Annotated in this window: 17 protein-coding genes and 1 pseudogene; 12 read left to right on the plus strand and 6 right to left on the minus strand. The window is 57.8% G+C overall.

Annotation, left to right across the window (positions count from 1 at the left end):
- Positions 1-57 precede the first annotated feature (57 nt).
- Positions 58-1,620, minus strand: a complete 1,563-nt coding sequence (locus MWR57_RS10070; RefSeq protein WP_423124687.1) for a serine hydrolase — start codon at positions 1,618-1,620, stop codon at positions 58-60.
- A 273-nt stretch (positions 1,621-1,893) separates the two neighbouring features.
- Here MWR57_RS10070 and MWR57_RS10075 point away from each other — a divergent pair.
- Positions 1,894-2,190: pseudogene (locus MWR57_RS10075) on the plus strand (ArsC family (seleno)protein); the annotation flags it as partial.
- Between the two features lie 108 nt (positions 2,191-2,298).
- Here the strand turns inward: MWR57_RS10075 and MWR57_RS10080 are convergent.
- Entirely contained in the window at positions 2,299-3,444 is a 1,146-nt protein-coding gene (locus tag MWR57_RS10080) for a cytochrome c3 family protein (RefSeq protein WP_423124688.1), read from the minus strand.
- 305 nt (positions 3,445-3,749) lie between these two features.
- Between MWR57_RS10080 and MWR57_RS10085 the strand changes: the two genes are divergently transcribed.
- The 3 genes from MWR57_RS10085 (at position 3,750) to MWR57_RS10095 (ending at position 7,510) form a co-directional block, all read left to right on the plus strand.
- On the plus strand, positions 3,750-4,661 hold the full coding sequence (locus MWR57_RS10085) for a DUF362 domain-containing protein (protein WP_423124689.1): 912 nt from the start codon (positions 3,750-3,752) through the stop codon (positions 4,659-4,661).
- Positions 4,662-4,815: 154 nt separating this feature from the next.
- Positions 4,816-6,399 carry a 4Fe-4S binding protein gene (locus tag MWR57_RS10090; protein WP_423124690.1) on the plus strand — a complete coding sequence of 528 codons (1,584 nt, stop codon included), beginning with the start codon at positions 4,816-4,818 and terminating at the stop codon, positions 6,397-6,399.
- 199 nt (positions 6,400-6,598) lie between these two features.
- Positions 6,599-7,510 carry a putative RNA methyltransferase gene (locus MWR57_RS10095; RefSeq protein WP_423124691.1) on the plus strand — a complete coding sequence of 304 codons (912 nt, stop codon included), beginning with the start codon at positions 6,599-6,601 and terminating at the stop codon, positions 7,508-7,510.
- Positions 7,511-7,586: 76 nt separating this feature from the next.
- Here the strand turns inward: MWR57_RS10095 and MWR57_RS10100 are convergent, their stop codons facing one another.
- The 3 genes from MWR57_RS10100 to cls all read right to left on the minus strand — a co-directional run bounded on the left by MWR57_RS10100 (position 7,587) and on the right by cls (position 10,362).
- Positions 7,587-7,862, minus strand: a complete 276-nt coding sequence (locus MWR57_RS10100; protein WP_423124692.1) for a hypothetical protein — start codon at positions 7,860-7,862, stop codon at positions 7,587-7,589.
- A 118-nt stretch (positions 7,863-7,980) separates the two neighbouring features.
- A complete protein-coding gene (locus MWR57_RS10105; RefSeq protein WP_423124693.1) occupies positions 7,981-8,928 on the minus strand; it encodes a hypothetical protein in 948 nt (315 codons plus the stop codon).
- Between the two features lie 33 nt (positions 8,929-8,961).
- The gene (gene cls / locus MWR57_RS10110) at positions 8,962-10,362 is read right to left on the minus strand and encodes a cardiolipin synthase (protein WP_423124694.1); all 1,401 of its coding nucleotides are present in this window, start codon (positions 10,360-10,362) and stop codon (positions 8,962-8,964) included.
- Positions 10,363-10,580: 218 nt separating this feature from the next.
- On the opposite strand from cls, the gene MWR57_RS10115 reads away from it, so the two are divergent.
- The gene (locus MWR57_RS10115) at positions 10,581-11,420 is read left to right on the plus strand and encodes a hypothetical protein (protein ID WP_423124695.1); all 840 of its coding nucleotides are present in this window, start codon (positions 10,581-10,583) and stop codon (positions 11,418-11,420) included.
- A gap of 71 nt (positions 11,421-11,491) precedes the next feature.
- Here the strand turns inward: MWR57_RS10115 and MWR57_RS10120 are convergent, their stop codons facing one another.
- On the minus strand, positions 11,492-13,573 hold the full coding sequence (locus MWR57_RS10120) for a DNA topoisomerase 3 (protein WP_423124696.1): 2,082 nt from the start codon (positions 13,571-13,573) through the stop codon (positions 11,492-11,494).
- A gap of 247 nt (positions 13,574-13,820) precedes the next feature.
- Between MWR57_RS10120 and MWR57_RS10125 the strand changes: the two genes are divergently transcribed.
- The 7 genes from MWR57_RS10125 to MWR57_RS10155 all read left to right on the plus strand — a co-directional run.
- Positions 13,821-14,330, plus strand: coding sequence for a hypothetical protein (locus MWR57_RS10125; protein ID WP_423124697.1), 510 nt, complete (start codon positions 13,821-13,823; stop codon positions 14,328-14,330).
- A gap of 34 nt (positions 14,331-14,364) precedes the next feature.
- Positions 14,365-14,592 carry a triose-phosphate isomerase gene (locus tag MWR57_RS10130; RefSeq protein ID WP_423124698.1) on the plus strand — a complete coding sequence of 76 codons (228 nt, stop codon included), beginning with the start codon at positions 14,365-14,367 and terminating at the stop codon, positions 14,590-14,592.
- A gap of 36 nt (positions 14,593-14,628) precedes the next feature.
- Entirely contained in the window at positions 14,629-15,141 is a 513-nt protein-coding gene (locus MWR57_RS10135; protein ID WP_423124699.1) for a GNAT family N-acetyltransferase, read from the plus strand.
- A gap of 39 nt (positions 15,142-15,180) precedes the next feature.
- Positions 15,181-15,678: a hypothetical protein gene (locus MWR57_RS10140; protein WP_423124700.1), complete on the plus strand. Its 498-nt coding sequence runs from the start codon at positions 15,181-15,183 to the stop codon at positions 15,676-15,678.
- A 246-nt stretch (positions 15,679-15,924) separates the two neighbouring features.
- Positions 15,925-16,212: a hypothetical protein gene (locus MWR57_RS10145; RefSeq protein WP_423124701.1), complete on the plus strand. Its 288-nt coding sequence runs from the start codon at positions 15,925-15,927 to the stop codon at positions 16,210-16,212.
- Between the two features lie 114 nt (positions 16,213-16,326).
- Positions 16,327-17,850, plus strand: a complete 1,524-nt coding sequence (locus MWR57_RS10150) for a type II secretion system protein GspD (protein ID WP_423124702.1) — start codon at positions 16,327-16,329, stop codon at positions 17,848-17,850.
- Positions 17,851-17,867: 17 nt separating this feature from the next.
- On the plus strand, positions 17,868-18,900 hold a 1,033-nt coding region (locus tag MWR57_RS10155; RefSeq protein ID WP_423124703.1), incomplete at its 3' end, for a hypothetical protein.

An 18,900-nucleotide genomic window follows, 5' to 3' on the forward strand; every position in this document is an offset into this window, starting at 1 on the left:
CAACAGTGTCGGTCAGACCTTAAAAAAAAAATCAGCTTTTTTGCTGCGAAGAATCTCTCAGCGCAGGTTGTAGCTGGTCTTCATCTTTTGATAGATCATGGAGGAAATCCGGCGGATCACGTTGCCCCGGGTCATTGCCCAGTGTCCGTAGTTGCCGGCCTTGCTCCGCTTTTCAATGATCCCCACCACCACATAGGGATAGCGGCGGCCGTTCTGCCCCTTGGGGGCCAGGATGCCCATATCCCCGCAGAGCCTGGCGGTGGTGCCGGTCTTGTTGTAGACCAGGGTTCCCTGGGGGATCTGGGTGCCGGAGTAGAGCCGGTCGCGACCGGGCAGGGACATCAACCGGCGAATCTCCTGGGCGTGGGGGAGTTGTTTGCGCCAGAGGGCGACCAGGAACCGGCCGTAATCCTTGGCCGAGGCCTTGTTCCGGTAGGTTCTTCCGCCGCTGGGGATGTATTCGACAAGGCTGGTTTCACAGAGCAGGTGGCCGTAATGTTGGCGCAGGATCTTTTGCGCCGTCTTGGGGCCGCCGACCTGTTTTAAAACCCAATTGGTGGCGTTGTTGTTGCTGTATTGAATCATCGCCTCCATTTTGCGCCGGGCCGTGGGGGTGTAAGTCAGCTTTCCCTCTTTGAGCCGGTGGAAATAGGCCAGGGCGACGAGCGGCTTGATCATGCTCGCTGCCTGGTAGGGGTTATCGACGTTGATGTCGACAATGGTTTCCCCCTTGTTCAGGTCGATGACCAGCCAGCCGGTTTTCTCATCCTTGGCGAGAAGCCCCTTGCACCGCAACTGATTGATATACTCCTCCAGCTCTTTTTCCAGGTTGTTGTTGGTGGCGACGGTTTCGGCGACGCTTTTCTTCTTGTTGCCGGTGAGCAGGAGAAGCGCTTCGGCTGGTGTTTTTTTGGTGTCGGCCAGGAAGGGGACGGGCGCAGGGTCGGGGTCCGTATCCTTTTCTTCGTGGTCGAGCAGGCTGGACTCGCCGAAAACCACCTCGTTATTTTCCTCCCGGGTGATGGAGGCGGAGATGCCGGATTTGGTCAGCAGTTTGCCGTGGTAACGGGCCACCCCCATGGTCGACTGCTTATCCGCCTGTCTTCTGTAAACCAGGGTGTATTTGCCGTCTCCGCTCTTTTCGATGAAAAGATCCTTGCCCACCTCGGCGCCGAGCTGGCGGTAGATCGTTTGATACTGCTCGGTCAGGGCTGCGAGGTTCGGGCCGTGGCCGTAGCAAACATTGTAGAGTTCGTGGTAGTCTTCATCCTTGATGGCCCGGGCGTCGCCCAGCCCGGCCTTGCCGAGGACAACGCTGTGGCGGATTGCCAGCTTTGCCGAGGAGAGGGCGGTGGTGTTGCAGTCGTAAATGATCCCGTACTGGTCGTTGCGCTGAATAATGTGCAATGCCTTGCCGACCTCGGGGCCGAGCTGGGTTTCCAGCTCCGCCTTATAATCCTGGAGGTTGCGCAGGTCGGGGTCCCAGATATAGAGCACGTCGTAGCGGCTGTTGTTCTGGGCCGCGTTTGCCGCGCCCCCGGCAGGCAGAAGGAGCAGGGCGATAAGGAAGAGGGTGACTGCGTTTTGCCGGAAGCGGGGGCGGATGTTTTTGCTCGACATGGGTACCATGTGACGGCCGCGAAAGGTTGTTTTTCTTGATGGGAGCGATGTTCTGGAATGATTATCTCATATGAAACCCGACTCCGGCAGGAATTGCAACGTTCCGCAACGATATTTTTTGCCCTGCGACGAAATTGCCTTGCCATCAAGTGCTGTTTTAAGCGATCTTCAGGCAAGAAGCTTGCTGCGACAGGGATGATTCACATCCAAAAAAGGAGGAAGAGGATGGAAATTGATTGGGCCTATCTGCGTAAGGGGTGAACCTCCTGCCGGAATGCGCAGGAGGTTCTTGCGCAGGAAAAGGCGGTGATCCGCGAGGTGGTTGACGCCCGCACGGTGCGGATGGATGGCGCGGCCGCCTGGGAGATGCTGGGCAAGGCGGCGAAAATCACCGTTGTCAAGGGCAAGACGGTCTCTTCCCTGAAACCAAAGCAGGACGGGAAGGAAGCGATACTCAAGCAGGTGATGGGGCCGAGCGGCAACCTCCGCGCTCCCGCCTTGCGGGTCGGCGATGAATGTGTGGTCGGCTTTCATGCTGATTTCTACAAACAATGGCTGCAGGGGAAATGACCCTCTGCCGAAAGTCGCGATCTGCCCCACCGGACGGCCAGACGAGCCCTGTGTGGGCAGATTACGGCACCGCGGTTCCGGCGCAGGTCACACCGCTCGTGTTGTGGCTCAATTATCCTTGGTGGTGTGGCAGGTAAAGCAACCCGTATTGACATCGCCGCTCTGGTGCGCATTCATCTGGCTGTAATCCCAGCGCAGCATGTCCGGATACGGGCTGGCATGGGCCATATGGCAGGAGAGGCAGGTAACGACATCGGCGCCGGGGGCCACAACGCTGCTGGCGGAGGCCGGTACCGCGGTGCGCCCGATGGGAGCCTGGACACTGTAGGTTGTATAATTCTGATATTCCTTGGAGGCCGGAAGCACGATATCGTTGGGGTGCCGGATGAATGGCGAGGTTATGTCCGGGCCGATGCCGTCGCTGGCGCCTGCCGAGAGGGTATGGAAATTGCCGTGGCAGGTGCCGCAGAATCCGCTGATCGTGTGGTTGGGCGGGGATACGCCGTTGCTGCCATGGCAACTGGTGGCGCCGCAGCCCAAAGTCATGGGCGTGGTGGCGCCGTAATATTCGTTGTGGCTTGTGGCGCTGGCATTCTGCCATTTGTCGGTCTGGTTTTCATAGCCTTTAACTCCAACCAGAAAGCGATAGCTGTTTGCGGCGGTGTCGGCCACGGCCAATTGGCCGTCCACGTTGTTATGATGCGCGCCCTTGAGCGCGACGATATCGGTGGGCGAGCCGCTGGCGTATCTGTAGCCATGGCAGCCGTTGAGCCCGGCGCAGGTCAGGTTTGAGGCGTTGACGATATAGCCGTCGTGGAAGGATTGCCTGATTCCGCCGGGCAGGTTGGTTATTAAGGTCTCTTTAAATTCCGCGCCCAGGGCAATGACATTATGGCCATGGCTGTTGGCGGCGGTGCCCTTGATGCCGGTAATATACCCGAAATTGCCGGCGGCAAGATCCCCGCTGGGATCGGAATGCATGACCTGGGGAATCAGGCTGCCGTTTATGTTGACGATCTTCTGGGCAGTGGCCTGACCATGACAGCCGAGGCAGTCTCCCCGCAGCAGGTTTCGTTCCACCTTGGCGGAATTGTTGAACTGCATGCTGGCGCCTTGCTGGCTGTTGTGCATGGTGTGGCAATTGTCGCACTCGCCGGTGATTTTCGCGCCGGCGGAACCCGCCACAAGAAGGGGAATGACAAACGCTGTCCGGACACAACATCTCTTCACTTGATGCGTTCGTCTGCGTATCATAACGATCTTCCCCTCCTGTGTTTAGGTGCGGCATTTTGTCGCATAAATTAACCGTGCCATACTTCTCTTGCCCTTGGCAACAAAAAAAAGTTAGGAAAACAAATTACAGAGTTTCAACCTCTTACAGAAAGATGGCAAACCCGGGCCTCGGGCTAAAAAAAAATGACCGGGAACTATTTACCCCGTTGCAGATTCCGGCATCCGCTGCTCCCTTTCTTGGGGTTTGCTTTGACATAACACTGTTGCGGAGCCATAATTGACTGAGTGGAAAAACCGAGACAAACCATTACGGGAGAGGTGTCGGCATGGACAGGAGAGAATTTCTCAGGCAGGTGGCCCTGTGGTCGGCAGGGCTCAGTGTGGGTGTTCCCCATTTCACGATAGGCGAGGCCCTGGCAGCGGATGATCGCCTGCCCCTGCTTGCCCATGCAACCGGAAAGAATTACCGGGATCTGGTTGACCGGGTTCTTTCCCCCCTGGGCGGGATGGAAAAATTCGTCCGCCCCAGCGACAAGGTGGTGGTCAAGCCGAATATCGGCTGGGACCGCAATCCTGCCCAGGCTGCCAATACCCATCCGCAGGTGGTCAGGGTTTTGGTTGAGCGGGCTCTGGATGCCGGGGCCGGGGAGGTTCTGGTCTTTGACCGGACCTGTAATGAGGAGCGGCGGTGCTATGTCAACAGCGGCATCCAGGAGGTCCTGGCCGGGATCAAGGACAAGCGGTTGAAGTTTTTCCACCCGGACGAGCGCAAATATGTCCCGGTTGATATTGCGCGGGGCAAGGCGGTCAGGCGTTTGGATATTTATCGCGACGCCCTGGAGGCGGACAGCTACATCAACGTGCCGGTGGCCAAGCACCACGGGCTCAGCCGGTTGACCCTGGGCCTCAAGAACAGCATGGGGGTTCTGGGCGGCACCCGGGGGGCGATGCACCACAACCTTGGCCAGAAGCTGGCAGACCTGGCCACGGTGATCCGGCCGAAACTCACCGTGATCGACGCCACCCGCATCCTTCTTGCCAATGGCCCGCAAGGCGGCAATCTCAACGACGTCAAGGTGCTGGACACGGTTGTCGCCTCGGTCGATCCGGTGGCAGCCGATGCCTATGCCACCACCCTGTTCGGCCTGAGGCCCGAGGAGATCGAATCCACTGTCGCCGCCCATGCCTTGGGGCTGGGAGAGATAGACCTGAAAAAGATCAAGGTGATTACAGCCTGATCTTTTTTTTAACGAATGAGAACTCGTCGAAATTGGCGATTCATGCCTGAATCGCACGCAGGGCATCGAAAAACGAGTTTTTCAACACCCTGCTAAAACCCGCGGGTCAGCTTGGCTCGCTTCAACCGATCCCGCACCGGGGCAATGAATTTCCATGAAAACCACACGCAAAATCCCCTTGTATTACTGGCGGCGCCTGAGCCAGTTGGCCTGTCTGGCGCTCTTTTTCTTTTTGTTCATCAGGACCGATTATTCGGGCTCCGATACCATCGAGTACGCGGTGAACATTCTCTTCCGGATCGATCCCCTGCTGGCCCTGTCCGCTTCCGTGGCCGCGGGTTTTTTTATTCTCCTGATGCTGCCGGCCGTTGGCACCGTGCTTTTGACCCTGATCCTGGGCCGCTTTTTCTGCGGCTGGATCTGCCCCATGGGAACCCTGCTGGACGGTTGCCGCAACGTGACGCCGAACACGCAGACCGGGAAAAAAAGAACATACCGGCCGCTCAAGTTCTATCTCCTGGGTTTTCTGCTGGTGGGAGCCTGGTTCGGGCTGCCCATGGCCGGGTATGTCGATCCTTTCTCGATCTTGGTCCGGGGTTTGGCCCTGGCGGTGGACCCGGCCTTAAACGCCCTGTCCGCAACCTTTTTCACCTACACCTATCAAGAGGCCCCGGCTTGGGTCAACGCTGTAACCGAACCGGTGTACGCCTTTCTCAAGGCGTCCGTCCTGCCCTTTAATCAGAAATATTATGACCTGGCACTGCTTTCGCTGGGGATTCTTCTGCTGATTTTCTTTCTGGAAAAACTGGAACGCCGGTTTTTCTGCCGCAATATCTGCCCGCTGGGCGCATTGTTTGCGGTGACCGCCCGCTTTTCCCTCCTGCGGGGGAAAGCGGGCAGCACATGCGGTACATGCCGAAACTGCCGGGAGGTCTGCCGGATGGGGGCCATCGACGAGGACCGCACTATCTCGATGCTGGACTGCAATCTCTGTTTGGATTGTATCCATCATTGCCCGGGCAACAAAATATCATTTCGCTTTGGCGGGCAATCTCGGACAAAGCCGTTTTTTGCGCTTTCCCGCCGTACTTTTGTCGGTTCCCTGGCTGTGGGGGCGCTGCTGCCTTTTTTTCTCAAGAGCCGAACCCTGGCCCGGCAGTCCGACGAACTCCTGATCCGCCCGCCCGGGGCCTTGCCGGAAGAAGAGTTTGTCGGCCGTTGCGTCCGCTGCGGAGAGTGCATGAAGGTCTGCATCGGCAATGGTCTGCAGCCTGCTTTTCTCCAGGCCGGCCTGGAGGGGATGTTTTCCCCGATCCTCAAAGCCCGCACCGGCTACTGTGAATACAACTGCACCCTCTGCGGCCAGGTCTGCCCCAGCGGGGCGATCGCAAAGCTATCCGTCCCGGAAAAGAAAAAGGTGAAAATCGGCAATGTTGTTTTTGACAAGAACCGCTGCCTGCCCTATGCCAAGGGTATCCCCTGCATCGTCTGCGAAGAGCATTGCCCCACCCCGGACAAGGCGATCAAGTTCCGGGAAGCTACCGTTGAAAACAGCCGGGGCGAGAAGGTGACGGTCAAACAGCCGTACCTGATTGATGATCTCTGCGTCGGCTGCGGGATATGCGAAACCAAGTGCCCCTTGCCCGGGGCCTCGGCGGTCATGGTGACCAGCGCGGGGGAGAGCCGCAACCCGGCAAAGGCGCTGCCTGATACGGGCAGCGCCTGGCAAGTGATTTGACTTCTCCTCGCCTGTACGGTAACTTTTTTCGTGGCCTGCGGACCAAATACATCCTTGCTCCGCACCTGCCTGCCGAAGTCGAACAGGTGGCAGATTCTTTGCCTGTCGAGATGTATAACCGGACTCCCCCCGTCAATCCCTCTGAAATCCCGGCTCACCTGCGCACATGAGATCGGACCCCAATGGTAAGGATGCGCACATGAGTTCCATTCTCCAATGCCCGGTTTGCCGGCAACCGCTGCTTGCAACGCCTTCCGGCTACCAATGCGCGGCAAAGCACAGCTTCGACGCCGCCCGCCAGGGCTATGTCAATCTGGTGCTTGCCCACAAAAAACATTCCAAGGAACCGGGGGACGACCCGGACATGGTCCTGAGCCGGAGACGGTTCCTGGACTTGGGGTATTACAACCCGATCTCAGACGCGATCAACGAGACTATCCGCACCGTACTTTCGCGATTGGCAAGCGTCGGCGGCGGCAGCGTGCTCGATGCCGGCTGCGGCGAAGGCTTTTATCTTGCGCGCCTCAAGGAGGCCCTGGCTGGCAACAGCGCACCGCATCTTGCAGCGCATTCGGCCATTGAGTACCACGGGGTCGATGTCTCCAAGTTTGCGGTGCGCCAAGCCACCCAGCGCGACCGGACCGTGGGGTGGTTCGTGGCCAGCATCAACGATCTGCCCTTTTTGGATGAATCCCTGGATCTCGTGCTCAGTGTCTTTTCCCCGGCGAACATCCCGGAATTTGCTCGCATCCTCAAGGAGAGCGGCAGCCTCGTCTTTGTCAGCCCAGGGCCTAGACACCTTAACGGGTTGCGAAAAATCATCTATCCGGTCACCAGAGAGCATGACGCGCCCGCGATCACCGAAAAGGCCAAGGAGCTATTCTTCCCCGCCGCCGTGCAGCGGATCACCTATCCGCTCGAACTGACCAGCAACCAGACGATCATGGACCTGCTGGCCATGACCCCCTATTACTGGAACATCGACCGGGAGACCAAGGGGAAGGTGGCGGCCCTGGACCGGTTGCAAATGGATGTGGATGTGGAGATCCGGGTTTTCAGGAAAAAAAGCGGGGATAAAACAGGCGAGCTGGAATCAGGTCTTGAAAAGTAGCATTGGCGGGCAAGGGGCAGTCTCCACGTGCTGGCTCGAAGCACCTGGCTGGGCAGCAGAGAAACCCGGAGCAGAACTATTTACTTCCCTTGTCCTGCTCAAACTTCTTCATCTTGTCCCCGATCCGGGCAGCCTTTTCGCACTGGGCTCCCTGTTTGGGGTTGCAGTCGATGAGTATACTCATCACCTTGTCGGCGGTTTTATAGCAGTGGGCATCTTCCAGCCTGCCTAGAACGTCGGACATCAACTTGTTGAATTCCACGCATTTTTCGTAATCGGAAGAGGCGCGCTGGTGCAGGCTGGCGGCCTTTTCCAGGTCTTTTTTGATATCGGGCGGGATTGTTTCAGCCATATATTCAGATCCTTTGGGAGAAAATATCCGTTTTCTTCCCCTGCTGCCGGTGCTTGGCCCGGGGTGGAGAGGATGAGCCTCCACGCCTGAGCAACATGGGGTTGGGGCAGCCGTGCACTCACTGAAAATCCGTCGTAAGCCGGTTCTGGAGCATCACCTGATTCTTCTGCTCCATCGTCTTGAAGGCGAGGTACTCCTCCTTTTCCAGTTCGAAGAGCTGCCGCCGGTAACGGTTCGTAAGATCGTACCACTCGTTGATTCGCATGCGGAAACGATGTTCTTCTGGGTAGCGCACGGTATTCATAAAAGACTGGATCGCGAAATAGTACCGGACAGCATTGCGCTCAATGGCGCCGCGAGGCCCGCCGATATAGACGGGCGTGCCGTTTTTCCCGGTGCCGGTCTGGGTGAACCCCACCTTGCTCCGGCCGAGGGTCGCGAAATATACCTTTTCCGCGAGGCGAAGCGCAACACTGTCGTTGTATGCATAACTGACGTGGACAAAAGTTTTTCCCCCCTCAAGGGGCAGGGCCTCGAATCGCATCCGGTGGTTATTGGTGCCGAAAGGGCCGTCCTCGGCGCTGAGGGTGACATCCAGATATCCCTGCTGCTGAGCAACTTCCCGGTACTGGTACAGGACCTGCCGCGTGTCTGCCGGAGGTTGATAGACCTTGCGGCCGATGTAAAAAGTCAGCAGCCAGACGTCCGGCAGTTCCCTGTAGGTGCACGCCTTGACATTGGGGTGGAGGGAGACGATATCGCACCAGTTGGCAGGGACCTTGAGCACCTTGGCCACGCTGCTGAAGGGATACGCAAAGACCCCGTAGACATCCACCTGCACCCTGTCGTCTCGCGCAAAAGACTCCAGAAGGAGCGGAAAGCCGAAGCTGTTTTGCTCCAAGCGGCCCATGTTCCGGCGATAGGTGTCGCGCAGGATCTCGGCACCCAGCCCAGGCTTTTCGGCAGCGGCAGCACCGTTGGCTGAAAAGAGCAACGCAACGGCGAGCAAAAACAGGAATACTCCCCCCTGGTTTCTGATGGTCTCCCCCTTATTCATCTGATCCATTTTTGCGGGAATACACCCATCCTTAACGAACGGCTACAGCCAGCGGCCGAATAAATTGACAAACCACTCCCTGAACCTGGGCAACAACGGTCTTTTTTTCCATTCCTCCCAGTGAATCTGCTTGGAATCCTCCAGGTCCCTGGCAAACATCTTTTCCATTTCCCCGGCAAACTCCTGACTCAGGATAACCGCATTTACCTCGTCGTTGTTTAATAAGCTCAAGAAATCCATGTTGGTCGAGCCGACCGTGGACCAGACCTTGTCAATCACCGCGGTTTTCGCGTGCAACAGGGAAGTATTGTGCTCGTACAATTTTACTCCCGCTTGCAAGAGCCCGGTATAATGATACCGCTGCGCATATAAGGCCAACCGGGAATCGCTGATCCCCGGGAGGATGATCTTTACGTCAACCCCGCGCGCAGCCGCATCGGTAAGGCCCTGGATTATCTGCTCGTCGGGGATGAAATAGGAATTGGTCATGTGGATCGAATGCTCGGCAAAATTGATGGCCGACACATACACAATAAAAGGGATTCTATTGGTTTCTCCCGGGGTGCTGCCGATCACGCGCACCAGGGCATTGCCCTCTGCCTTCAGGGCAGGAAAATGGTTCCCTCCGGAAAGTTCCGCGCCATTCTGACCCTGCCAGGTGTCCAGAAAGAGCTTCTGGATTTCAGCCACGGCCGGGCCTTCAATTTGCACGTCTGTGTCACGCCAATGAATTGGCCCTTTTTCGTTTTGTTCCCGCTTGAAAGGACGACTCGAATACACCTCGCTGATGTTGATGCCCCCGAGAATGGCGACCTTGCCGTCGATTATCAAAATCTTGCGGTGATCCCGGTGGGTCAGGGTCAAGCCCCAGTTCACCTGGGCCTTCAGGGGATTGAGCGGATTGAATTCAACCACCTGAATTCCGCCCTCGGCCAAGCGCTGGAAAAAAGCCGCGGGGGTGTTCATACTGCCCACGCTGTCATAAATAACATTTACCTGGACGCCTGCCGCCTGTTTTTCCAGTAACAGATCGGCAAATTTGCGGCCTGTCTCATCATCTTCAATAATATAGGTTTCAAGGTTGACATGGTCCTTGGCCTTCTGGATTGCCTTGAACATTGCGGCATAGGCGGCCTGACCATCGGCGAGCAGGGTGATCTTGTTCCCCCTAGTCAGCGGGCTTTCGGTGACCGATTCCACCACGGCGATGTGGCGTTCCAGAATGTCGGTCGGATCGACCGATCGCTTCAGCCGCGCCATGATGGCCTTGCTTTTCTGGGGAGACAGCACCCGTCCCTTGGCCGCCACGATTTGCCGCGGATGCTGTGTGGCCGGGGCCTCCTCAATCACCTCGGAGACGTTCGGCAAGGTAGCGCAGCCGGTGCCGAGGCACAAGAAGGCTCCAACTAAGAAAAACAAAAAGGATGGCTTGATGGTTTTCATGAAATTATTTTATCACAGAAAAAATATTTCCCCTTGAATCCTGATATTTTCCCGTAAAACCCAGTGGTCCGGCAAGCAGGAAAATCCAGAAGGTATTTTACTTATCTCCGGACAATTCAGTATAATGAACCATAGGTTCCGGGACGAAACCAGCGTGCCGACGTCATTTTCCGCCGACAAGCAAACCTCGCGACCTGCTTATCCAACAGGAGGACAGAATGAAGAGAATACGCTACGGATTCATTGTGCTGACGATGCTGTTGTGCTCGGTGACTTCCGCCGAGGCAGAGGTGAGCGTCTTTATAGGGGCTCCCCACGTAAGCATCGGAATCAACCTGCCGGTGTACCCGCAACTCGTCGCGGTGCCGGGCTACCCGGTCTACTATGCGCCCCGGTTGAATGCCAACTATTTCTTTTACGATGGCATGTACTGGGTCTATCAGGACGACAACTGGTACGCGAGTTCCTGGTACAACGGCCCCTGGGGGTTTGTGGAGCCGTATTATGTGCCGCTGTTCGTCTTGCGTGTCCCCGTGCGCTACTACCGGCAGCCGCCGGTGTACTTTCGCGGCTGGCCTCAGCATGCGCCGCCCCGCTGGGGTCATCACTGGGGCCCGGAATGGGAGCAGCAGCGAAGGGGCTGGGACCAGTGGCAACGGGGCTCTGTGCCGAAGCGGGCGCCGCTGCCTACCTACCAGCGGCAGTATTCGGGAGAAAAATATCCCCGGGTGGAGGAGCAGCACGAGATCCGCAGCAAGCAATACCGTTACCAGCCGCGCGAAAAGGCGGTGCGCGAACACTTTCAGCAGTTAGAGCAAAGAGCGCCCGCCCCTGCGCAGCGGGAAAGAGAGGAAGAGCCTCGGCGGACAAGCCCTAGGCAGCAGGACGATCGGAATGGCGTCCGTTCGCAGCCCCAGCAGCGAGGCCCGGTAATCCAGGAGCAGCCCCAGCAGCCGGATGCTGTCCAGCGCGAGCAGAAGGGACCACGATCAAAAGAGCAGGAGAGGGAAGAGGAACAGGAAAGGCGGGATAAGGAACGGGGCCGGGGGCGCAATTAGTAACCCGTTTTTGCCCATTTTTCATAGGTGTTTCCCAGAATCAGGATCGGCCTTACGCAGCAATTGCTTGCTCAAGGCCGATCTGTTTTTTCCACCTTTTTCTGCCGCTCGGCAGCGGGCAGCCCCAGGTCCATGACCATGCCCTGGGTGGAGAGAATGAGCATGCGCGGCTCGTCCTCGATCCGCACCGGCTGGGGCAGAATGCGCTGCTGGAGCAGCACCTGGATCTGCTTGGCCGTAAGCGCTATTCCCTTGCACTCCGGCTCGAGGACGAATTCGCAGCCATCCTTCCAGCCCGAGCAGCCGTAGGCTCGCTTCCCCTTGACCACCTCCTTGCCGCAGAGGGGGCAACTGCCCCAGCGTCCGGGGTCCAGCCTCTCCGCAGTGCCGTTTTTAATCAGGGTGCGGATGTAGCCGGAGATCCCTCCCATGAACTCGCCGGGATCGAGCTGGCTGCGCTCGATTTGTTTCAGTTTTTCCTCCCATTCCCCGGTCATCTCCGGGGATTTCAGCAAGGGGTCCCGGATAAGGGCGATCAGGCAGCGGCCCATGTCGGTGCAGCGGAGCTGTTTCTTGTCGCGCTGGATATAGTTGCGGCTGAGCAAGGTTTCGATGATGGCCGCCCGGGTGGCCGGAGTGCCGATGCCGCGCTCCTTGAGCGCTTCGCGTAAGCTGTCGTCCTCCACCAGTTTGCCCGCCGCCTCCATGGCCCCGAGCAGCGAATTTTCCGTAAAATGCTTGGGTGGGCTGGTTTTTCCTTCGCGCAGGGAGGGCTCATGCGGGCCGGTTTCATCGTGAGTAAACACCGGCAGGGTTTGCTCCTCGGCGGCGTCCTGGGCCTGTTTTTTGTTGGCAAAAAGCGCGGTCCAGCCCGGCTCGACGACCTGGGTCCCCTTGGCCTCAAACGGTACCCCATTGCTGACCCCGTTCACCGTGGTGATATTCTTGAGGCAGACGGGATAGAAAGCCGCGATGAACTGGGTGGTGATCGCCTCGTAGACGAGTTGTTCGTGGGCGCTGAGGCCGCGCGGCGCAACGCCGGTGGGGATGATGGCGTGGTGGTCGCTCACCTTGGTATCGTCGATGATTCGCTTGCTGAAGGGCAATTTTGCCAGGTTGAGCACCGCGATCTCTTCCGGCCGCAAGGTTTTGAGCTGGGAGAGGATCTGGGGAATGCGCGGTTGCAGGTCCTTGCTCAGATAGCGCGAGTCGGTACGCGGATAGGTGACGAACTTTTTCTCGTAGAGATTCTGGGTGGCGGCCAGGGTATCGGCGGCCGAGAGCCCGTGCAGCTTGTTGATTTCCCGCTGCAGGGTGGTGAGATCGAAGAGCTGGGGCGGCTGCTCCTTTTTCTCCTTGGCAACGATCCCGGTGATGGCAAAGGGCTGATCAGTGATTTTTTCCAGCAGCACCTGGGCCTTTTCCGGCTTTTCAAAGCGCTTGCCCGTGTATTTGAACACCACCTCGCGGTAGCGGGTGGTAAGCTCCCAAAAGAGCTGAGGCCGGAACTGGAGGATGGCGTCGTCGCGCTCCACGATCATGGCCAGAACCGGGGTTTGCACCCTGCCGATGCTCCAGAGCACCCGGTCGCCGGAGCCGCCGATCCGCCCATGGCGCACGGTGTAGTAGCGGGTGGCGTTGAGGCCGACAATCCAGTCGGACTCGCTGCGGCAGCGGGCCGCGGCATAGAGCGCGTCGTAGTCGTGGCCGTCCTTGAGATCCTTGAACGCCTCCTGGATCGCATCGGGGGTGAGCGAATTGAGCCAGAGGCGGCGGATCGGCTTGTCCTCGCAGTTGCACAGGGCCAGGATGTAGCGGAAGATCAGCTCGCCTTCCCGTCCGGCATCCGTGGCGCAGATAATCTCGTCGGCTTGCTGGCACAGGGTCTCGATAACCTTGAATTGCTCGTCCACCCCGCGGTTTTTGATCAGGGTGAGCTTGAAGGTCTCCGGCACGAAGGGGAGGGTCTCCAGCGACCAGCGCTTGAGGGCGGGATCGTATTCCCCAGGCTCCTGCAGGGTCACGAGATGGCCGAAGGCCCAGGTGATCGCGCAGCCGCGCCCCTCGATGTACCCCTTCTTCTTGCTCTTGATATCAAGAACCTCGGCAATATCGCGGGCCACGGAAGGCTTCTCGGCAATAACAACTTTCATTCTACGATTTTCTCGCGGTCATTATTTTCTTCTGTTACAAAGGAGCTGCATGCCCCTCTTGGCTACACACCCGGCGTTGCACCCTAAACCGAATTATCCGAGGACGCAAGCCGGGAAGCGCCTCGATCCGGCCGGCGGAAAAATGCAGCAAAGGATGTAATCCCTTTCCCTGAGCATGCTACAATGGACCAGAACAAAAAACATGCGGTGCTGATCCGCCTTGCTTCATTCCTGTAACGGAGGGCCCATGCACATCTACAATATAATCGCCGGCGTTATGTTGCTTCTCTTCGGGCGCAAGCTTTTCTGGCTTTTTCTTGGGATTGCCGGATTTCTGATCGGCATGGAAATAGCGCCGATGTTTTTCGGCGATGAACCCCGGTGGATACAACTCGCCATTGCCGTGGCCACGGGCTGTCTCGGGGCGATTGTGGCAATCCTTGCCCAGCGCCTTGCCTTTGCCCTCGGCGGTTTTTTCGCCGGGATGTACCTGGCCCTCGGGGTGGGGCATTTTTTTGCCCTGACCGAGGCCAACACCATGCTTTTCATTGCTCTTGGCGGGGGCATCATCGGCGCGATAATCGCCACCCTGATCATGGATACCGCCATAACCATTCTCGTTTGCCTGGTCGGGGCAGGGGCAATTGTCGGCGAATTCCATTTTAGCCAGGCCATGCAAATCCTTATTTTTCTCCTTTTGGCCGGGGCAGGCTTTATTTTTCAGGAAAAACTCTGGCCCGCAGTGCGCAAAGAGTGATTGCTGCGCCAGAGGTTTGCACACGCCAAGATCCATGAACGAGGGCGATGTAGGCGCAGCTATCTTTTGCTCAATATGCCTCGCCATCCGGGCCATGGCCCCTGATACCCCGATTCTCAACGGCGGTTGGCTCAATACGAAAAACACCGGCGAGTACCGCACCTTGGCTGGGATCAGCGGCTTGATGGTCGGCGTTGTCGGCCTGGAGCCGGAGGAATTTACCGCCATAGGCCGAGCCCGCTCTCGGCAGAGAAACCACTAACTTCATGCGAAACATAACATTGCGAGTGCAAAAACTGTGAAGATACGCCCACTCACCCCGGACAATTATCCCAAGGTTTCCGCCCTGTTGCGGCAGGCATTCCCTGGCAGCACGTATGAGGTGCAGTTGGTGGAAAACCTCCACCAAAATGGCAAGCCGATGCATGAATGGGTCTGTATCCATGTCAATGCGGTTGTCGCCTATATCGCCTTTACCAGGGCTTACAACGGCAAGGCGTTGTGCGGCCTGCATCTGGCGCCCCTGGCGGTGAAGCCCGAGTTTCAAAAGCAGGGAATCGGTTCGGAGCTGCTGCGTTTTGCCCTGCGGCAGGAGGTGGTCAAGACGAATACCATCTATGTTTTGGGCGCCCCCCGCTTGTATCGAAAATTCGGCTTTGCTCCCTGCGTGATGCCGATCTGCCCCTTTGATACGAACAACGCTCATTTCCTGAGCCTGCGCAACCCCACCGTCAGCCAGTTCACGGTGGGGTACGAGCCGGAGTTTGCCCTCGGGGCAGGCAAGCCCAAGGCCCCCGGCAAGAAGCGCTGAACGTCCCGTTACAAAAAAAACAAGACAGGGAGGTGCCCCATGAAGCGAAAATGTTTCATCGCCGTGGTTGTGCTGCTGATGGGGGTTGGCGGTTGGCTTCTCTATTATTTGAGCGATCAACAGGTGATCAAGCGCACATTCACCGCCCTTGCGGTCTCGCTTTCCAAGGATGGGGAGGAAACCCCGGTGATGATCGCCCTCAAGATGAAGCCGGTGAAGGATTTCATTGCCCCGGCCTGCGAAGTTACAGTGCCTGAGCGCAACTACCACGAGATGTTGGAGCCCGGCCTGATCACCCACTACCTCATTGCCTATCGCTCCCGCCAGGCCAACCTGCACGTGGCCATGGAGGAAATCCTGGTGAAAATTCCGAGCAAAGGGAGGGGTGAGGTCAGCGCTCTGGTCCATGTCACCGCAAACTACAACCAGCCCGATTTTTTTGAGGAAACCCACCGGGTGATGTTTTCCTTGCAAAAACAGGAAAAAAATTGGCTGCTCCACAAGGCAACCCTGCCCGACGCCCTGGTGCGCAGATAACAGCCTGCCCGCGGCATCTGCTTGTCTTCCCATGCTGCGAATTTGCGTATCGGAAAGAGTTCTTCTGGTGCGTATTATTATCTTCTCGTTTAAAGAGGCAACATGCTAAATTGTTTGTGCAAAGTTGCACAACAGAATGAAAATTTTCTCTACTGTGGGGTATTGACAGCAATGCGTATGGCATCTTTTGGTCTATCGGCGGCTATTGTGTTTGCACTGGCGGGTTGCGCGGGGATGCAGCCTTCAATGCGGAGCGAGGCGGAATCGCCAATTCAGGTCGGCACGGAAAAGGGTATCGACTTGCTCACCGCCGGCAAGGCGAAGAAGGCAAACGCGGAGTTCAATCGGGCCTTGGCCCTTGCCCCCTCCGATGCTAATCTGCATTTTCTCAATGGCTTGGCGTATCGCGAGATGGCCCGGACAAAAGGTCAAGCCGTTGCGGAGCTGGCTGAAACAGGATACCGGCTGGCCCTGGAATTCGACTCGAATCACTGGCTGGCTGCCTGGCATCTCGGTTTGCTGCAGGTCGAGTAACGCCAATACGATGCGGCCCGGAAATCGTTTGCCATTGCAGCCCGGCTGCGGCCGCGCAACCCCGACATCCAGCTTGCCCTGGCCGGGTCGGCCTATCAGGCAAGCGATGCTCCGGTGGCCCTCTGGGCAGCCAACAACACGCTGACCTTGCGCCCGAACGATCCGGAGGCCCTGCGGATCGCGTCTCTTTCCAGCGCCGCGCTCGGAATGGAATCCAGCGCCCTTGAGTTTAGGGACCGTTTTCAGCAGGCGAACCCCTCGGAGGATGTGCACATTCTTAACGACAGGATCCGGGCGTGGAAACGGGTGCATGCGCAAGCCGATATTTCCGGCAACGCCGCTGTCCCAGCCAAGGAGCCGAAACCTGGGGATTCAGCTCCTGACACTGCTGCGGAGCCTGTCCCGCCGGCGGAATCCACCCCGGGGAATCTCCCGCCAGCCACGCAAGCGTCCCCTTCCGGGGCACCGGGCGGGACTGGCAGCGCGGGCGAAATCATCGGCGAGCAGGGGCAGGGACCGCTTGCGCCCTCTTGGAGTGACTGTGTGCAGTCGTCGAACAGCCAATCCTCCAGCAGCAGCAGTTGGGGGGGAGGAAACAGCAGTAGCTGGGGGAGCAGCACCAGCAGCGATGCGACCGAAAAGTTGACTGCCCTGCCTTCGCCTTGCAAGGGCATAGCCTTGCCGCGCATGGCCGTGGTGGATGTTACCATTGTCCGCACGCAGGAAACCACCGGATACACCAATGGCGTCAATCTGCTCGACGGGCTGAAAATAGTCCTAAACGGCAGTTGGGAGAGAAAGAGTACGTCCAACAGCGATCCGAACGACGATATTCGCAGCACGACCGTTATGCGCAGCCTGGGTCTCCCCGCAGCGGGGATCAGTTATTCGCTCAATATCTTCAACGCCGGAGATACGGTGGCGGACGTGATTGCCCGGCCGAGCCTGCTGGCCCTTGACCGGACACCCGCCACCTTTTTTTCCGGCTCGACGATTTCCGTTGCCCTGGAGGGGGAATACGGCGGTTCCCTGTCCGACAAGAACATCGGTGTAAGCCTCTCGGTCACGCCCACCTTCATCGACGACGACCGCCTGCTCCTGGCGGTGAAGGGCGCACGCTCCTTCATTGAGCCGGCCCAATTCGAAGGGTTTCAGGAGGCGCTTACCTCGGCCAACAACATCGTCTCCACCAACGTCATCATGCGCTTCGGGGAAACGCTTATCCTTTCCGGCCTGCGCGAGCGCGAATTCATCAACGGAAAGCATGGCGTACCCTTGCTGCGCGACGTGCCCGTGGTCCAATACCTCTTCTCGACCAATGAGGAATATGACTACTCGCACCACGTTTTGATCCTGCTTACTCCCCGAAAACCGGCGTCATATTCGGAAACCCTTCGCGCTGCCAACACCTATGCCTATTCGCCGGAGTTCCAGAAGGAGCCCATCGACACGGCCGCTTCCGAAGCCAATGACGCGCTGCGTCCCCAGCGTCCGCATCTGGAAGCCATCATGGCGAAGCTTCGGCTGAATCGTTATCAGCATGAGTTTCGCACCGGCGATCTTTCGTACCGGCGCTTTGCCCCGCGCCCTTCGCTGGAGCGTGTGCTCCAGGACGTCAAACAGATGATCTATTTCTGAGTCGGGATGGAGGAGGAATGGGAACTTCAATCAAGGCAGTGGCGATATTCCTGGCGCTTATGCTCGGTGTTTCAAGCGCACCGGCACAAGCAGCAACCCTGCCTCCCAATTTCGACACCTCCGTCCTGACGGACCTCCACAATGAGCTGAATGGTTTTGGCACCGATCCTGCCAAGCAGATATCCAATGTGCTCCTCGATAAGGCCGGGGTGGAGCAAGACGGAAATGCCTACACGAAAAAAGTGACCCTGTTCGGGAAAGAGACCACGATCTTCTTCATGTACGGGCATAAGAAGAATGCCCAGAATGTGGCGGTGTCCGTAGTTGCGGTCATGGTTCCCATTGAGATCACCTCAAAGGCTCTTTTCGGCGATTCCGTACCGGGCATTGGTTTGAAGAATCCCGTGGTGTGTTATGCCAAGGAGGATTGCGACCTTTTGACCGTTGACATGCCGGCCAGGACGCAACCGTCCCTGAAAAGCATCATGCCGAGCCAGGTAATCGCCGCCAAGGGTTTGAATTTCTTCGGCACCCTGACCAGCAGCATCGAGGGCTTCCCCTATGCGCTTCCCAGCGAGATGTTCGCCGGCTTTGCCATGGGTAAGACCGAAAAGGGCCAGAAAAAATACACCATCAACGCCGCGATCATCAAGCCGTGGAACAACCCTTTGGGGCTGCAGAACACCACGATGAAGGGCGGGATGTTGAGTCTCCGGAAGGAGGGGGAAGTCAAAACCACCGAGGTCTTGGGTACGGCGAGCGTCGGCTCCCCCAAGGAATACACCGTGTACTACAAGCAGGAAGGCGCTTTGCAGCAGAGTCTTGGTTTCGACACCAGGGACGCTTCATTAAAGGACTTTTTTTCGATCCTCGACGCACTCGGGATGCCGTTTGAGTCTGCCAAAAAGAATCTCCCTCTGACCATCGTGCAACTCTCCAATCCCAACTATCAGCCCAAGACAGATGCCAGCGCGCCGCCGGATTTCACGAAGATGCTGTTCAAGGCCACGCGGACTGCCACCGGTGTTTTTACTGAGCTGATCGCCAATG

It is taken from the genome of Hydrosulfovibrio ferrireducens, assembly GCF_046883345.1.
In the GTDB taxonomy this organism is placed as follows: domain Bacteria; phylum Desulfobacterota; class Desulfobulbia; order Desulfobulbales; family Desulfurivibrionaceae; genus Thiovibrio; species Thiovibrio ferrireducens.

Coding starts and splice junctions, on each gene's coding strand:
- MWR57_RS10070 (WP_423124687.1), bottom strand. CDS start 1,620: ATGTCGAGCAAAAACATCCGCCCCCGCTTCCGGCAAAACGCAGTCACC.
- MWR57_RS10080 (WP_423124688.1), bottom strand. CDS start 3,444: ATGATACGCAGACGAACGCATCAAGTGAAGAGATGTTGTGTCCGGACA.
- MWR57_RS10085 (WP_423124689.1), top strand. CDS start 3,750: ATGGACAGGAGAGAATTTCTCAGGCAGGTGGCCCTGTGGTCGGCAGGG.
- MWR57_RS10090 (WP_423124690.1), top strand. CDS start 4,816: ATGAAAACCACACGCAAAATCCCCTTGTATTACTGGCGGCGCCTGAGC.
- MWR57_RS10095 (WP_423124691.1), top strand. CDS start 6,599: ATGAGTTCCATTCTCCAATGCCCGGTTTGCCGGCAACCGCTGCTTGCA.
- MWR57_RS10100 (WP_423124692.1), bottom strand. CDS start 7,862: ATGGCTGAAACAATCCCGCCCGATATCAAAAAAGACCTGGAAAAGGCC.
- MWR57_RS10105 (WP_423124693.1), bottom strand. CDS start 8,928: ATGGATCAGATGAATAAGGGGGAGACCATCAGAAACCAGGGGGGAGTA.
- cls (WP_423124694.1), bottom strand. CDS start 10,362: ATGAAAACCATCAAGCCATCCTTTTTGTTTTTCTTAGTTGGAGCCTTC.
- MWR57_RS10115 (WP_423124695.1), top strand. CDS start 10,581: ATGAAGAGAATACGCTACGGATTCATTGTGCTGACGATGCTGTTGTGC.
- MWR57_RS10120 (WP_423124696.1), bottom strand. CDS start 13,573: ATGAAAGTTGTTATTGCCGAGAAGCCTTCCGTGGCCCGCGATATTGCC.
- MWR57_RS10125 (WP_423124697.1), top strand. CDS start 13,821: ATGCACATCTACAATATAATCGCCGGCGTTATGTTGCTTCTCTTCGGG.
- MWR57_RS10130 (WP_423124698.1), top strand. CDS start 14,365: ATGAACGAGGGCGATGTAGGCGCAGCTATCTTTTGCTCAATATGCCTC.
- MWR57_RS10140 (WP_423124700.1), top strand. CDS start 15,181: ATGAAGCGAAAATGTTTCATCGCCGTGGTTGTGCTGCTGATGGGGGTT.
- MWR57_RS10145 (WP_423124701.1), top strand. CDS start 15,925: ATGCGGAGCGAGGCGGAATCGCCAATTCAGGTCGGCACGGAAAAGGGT.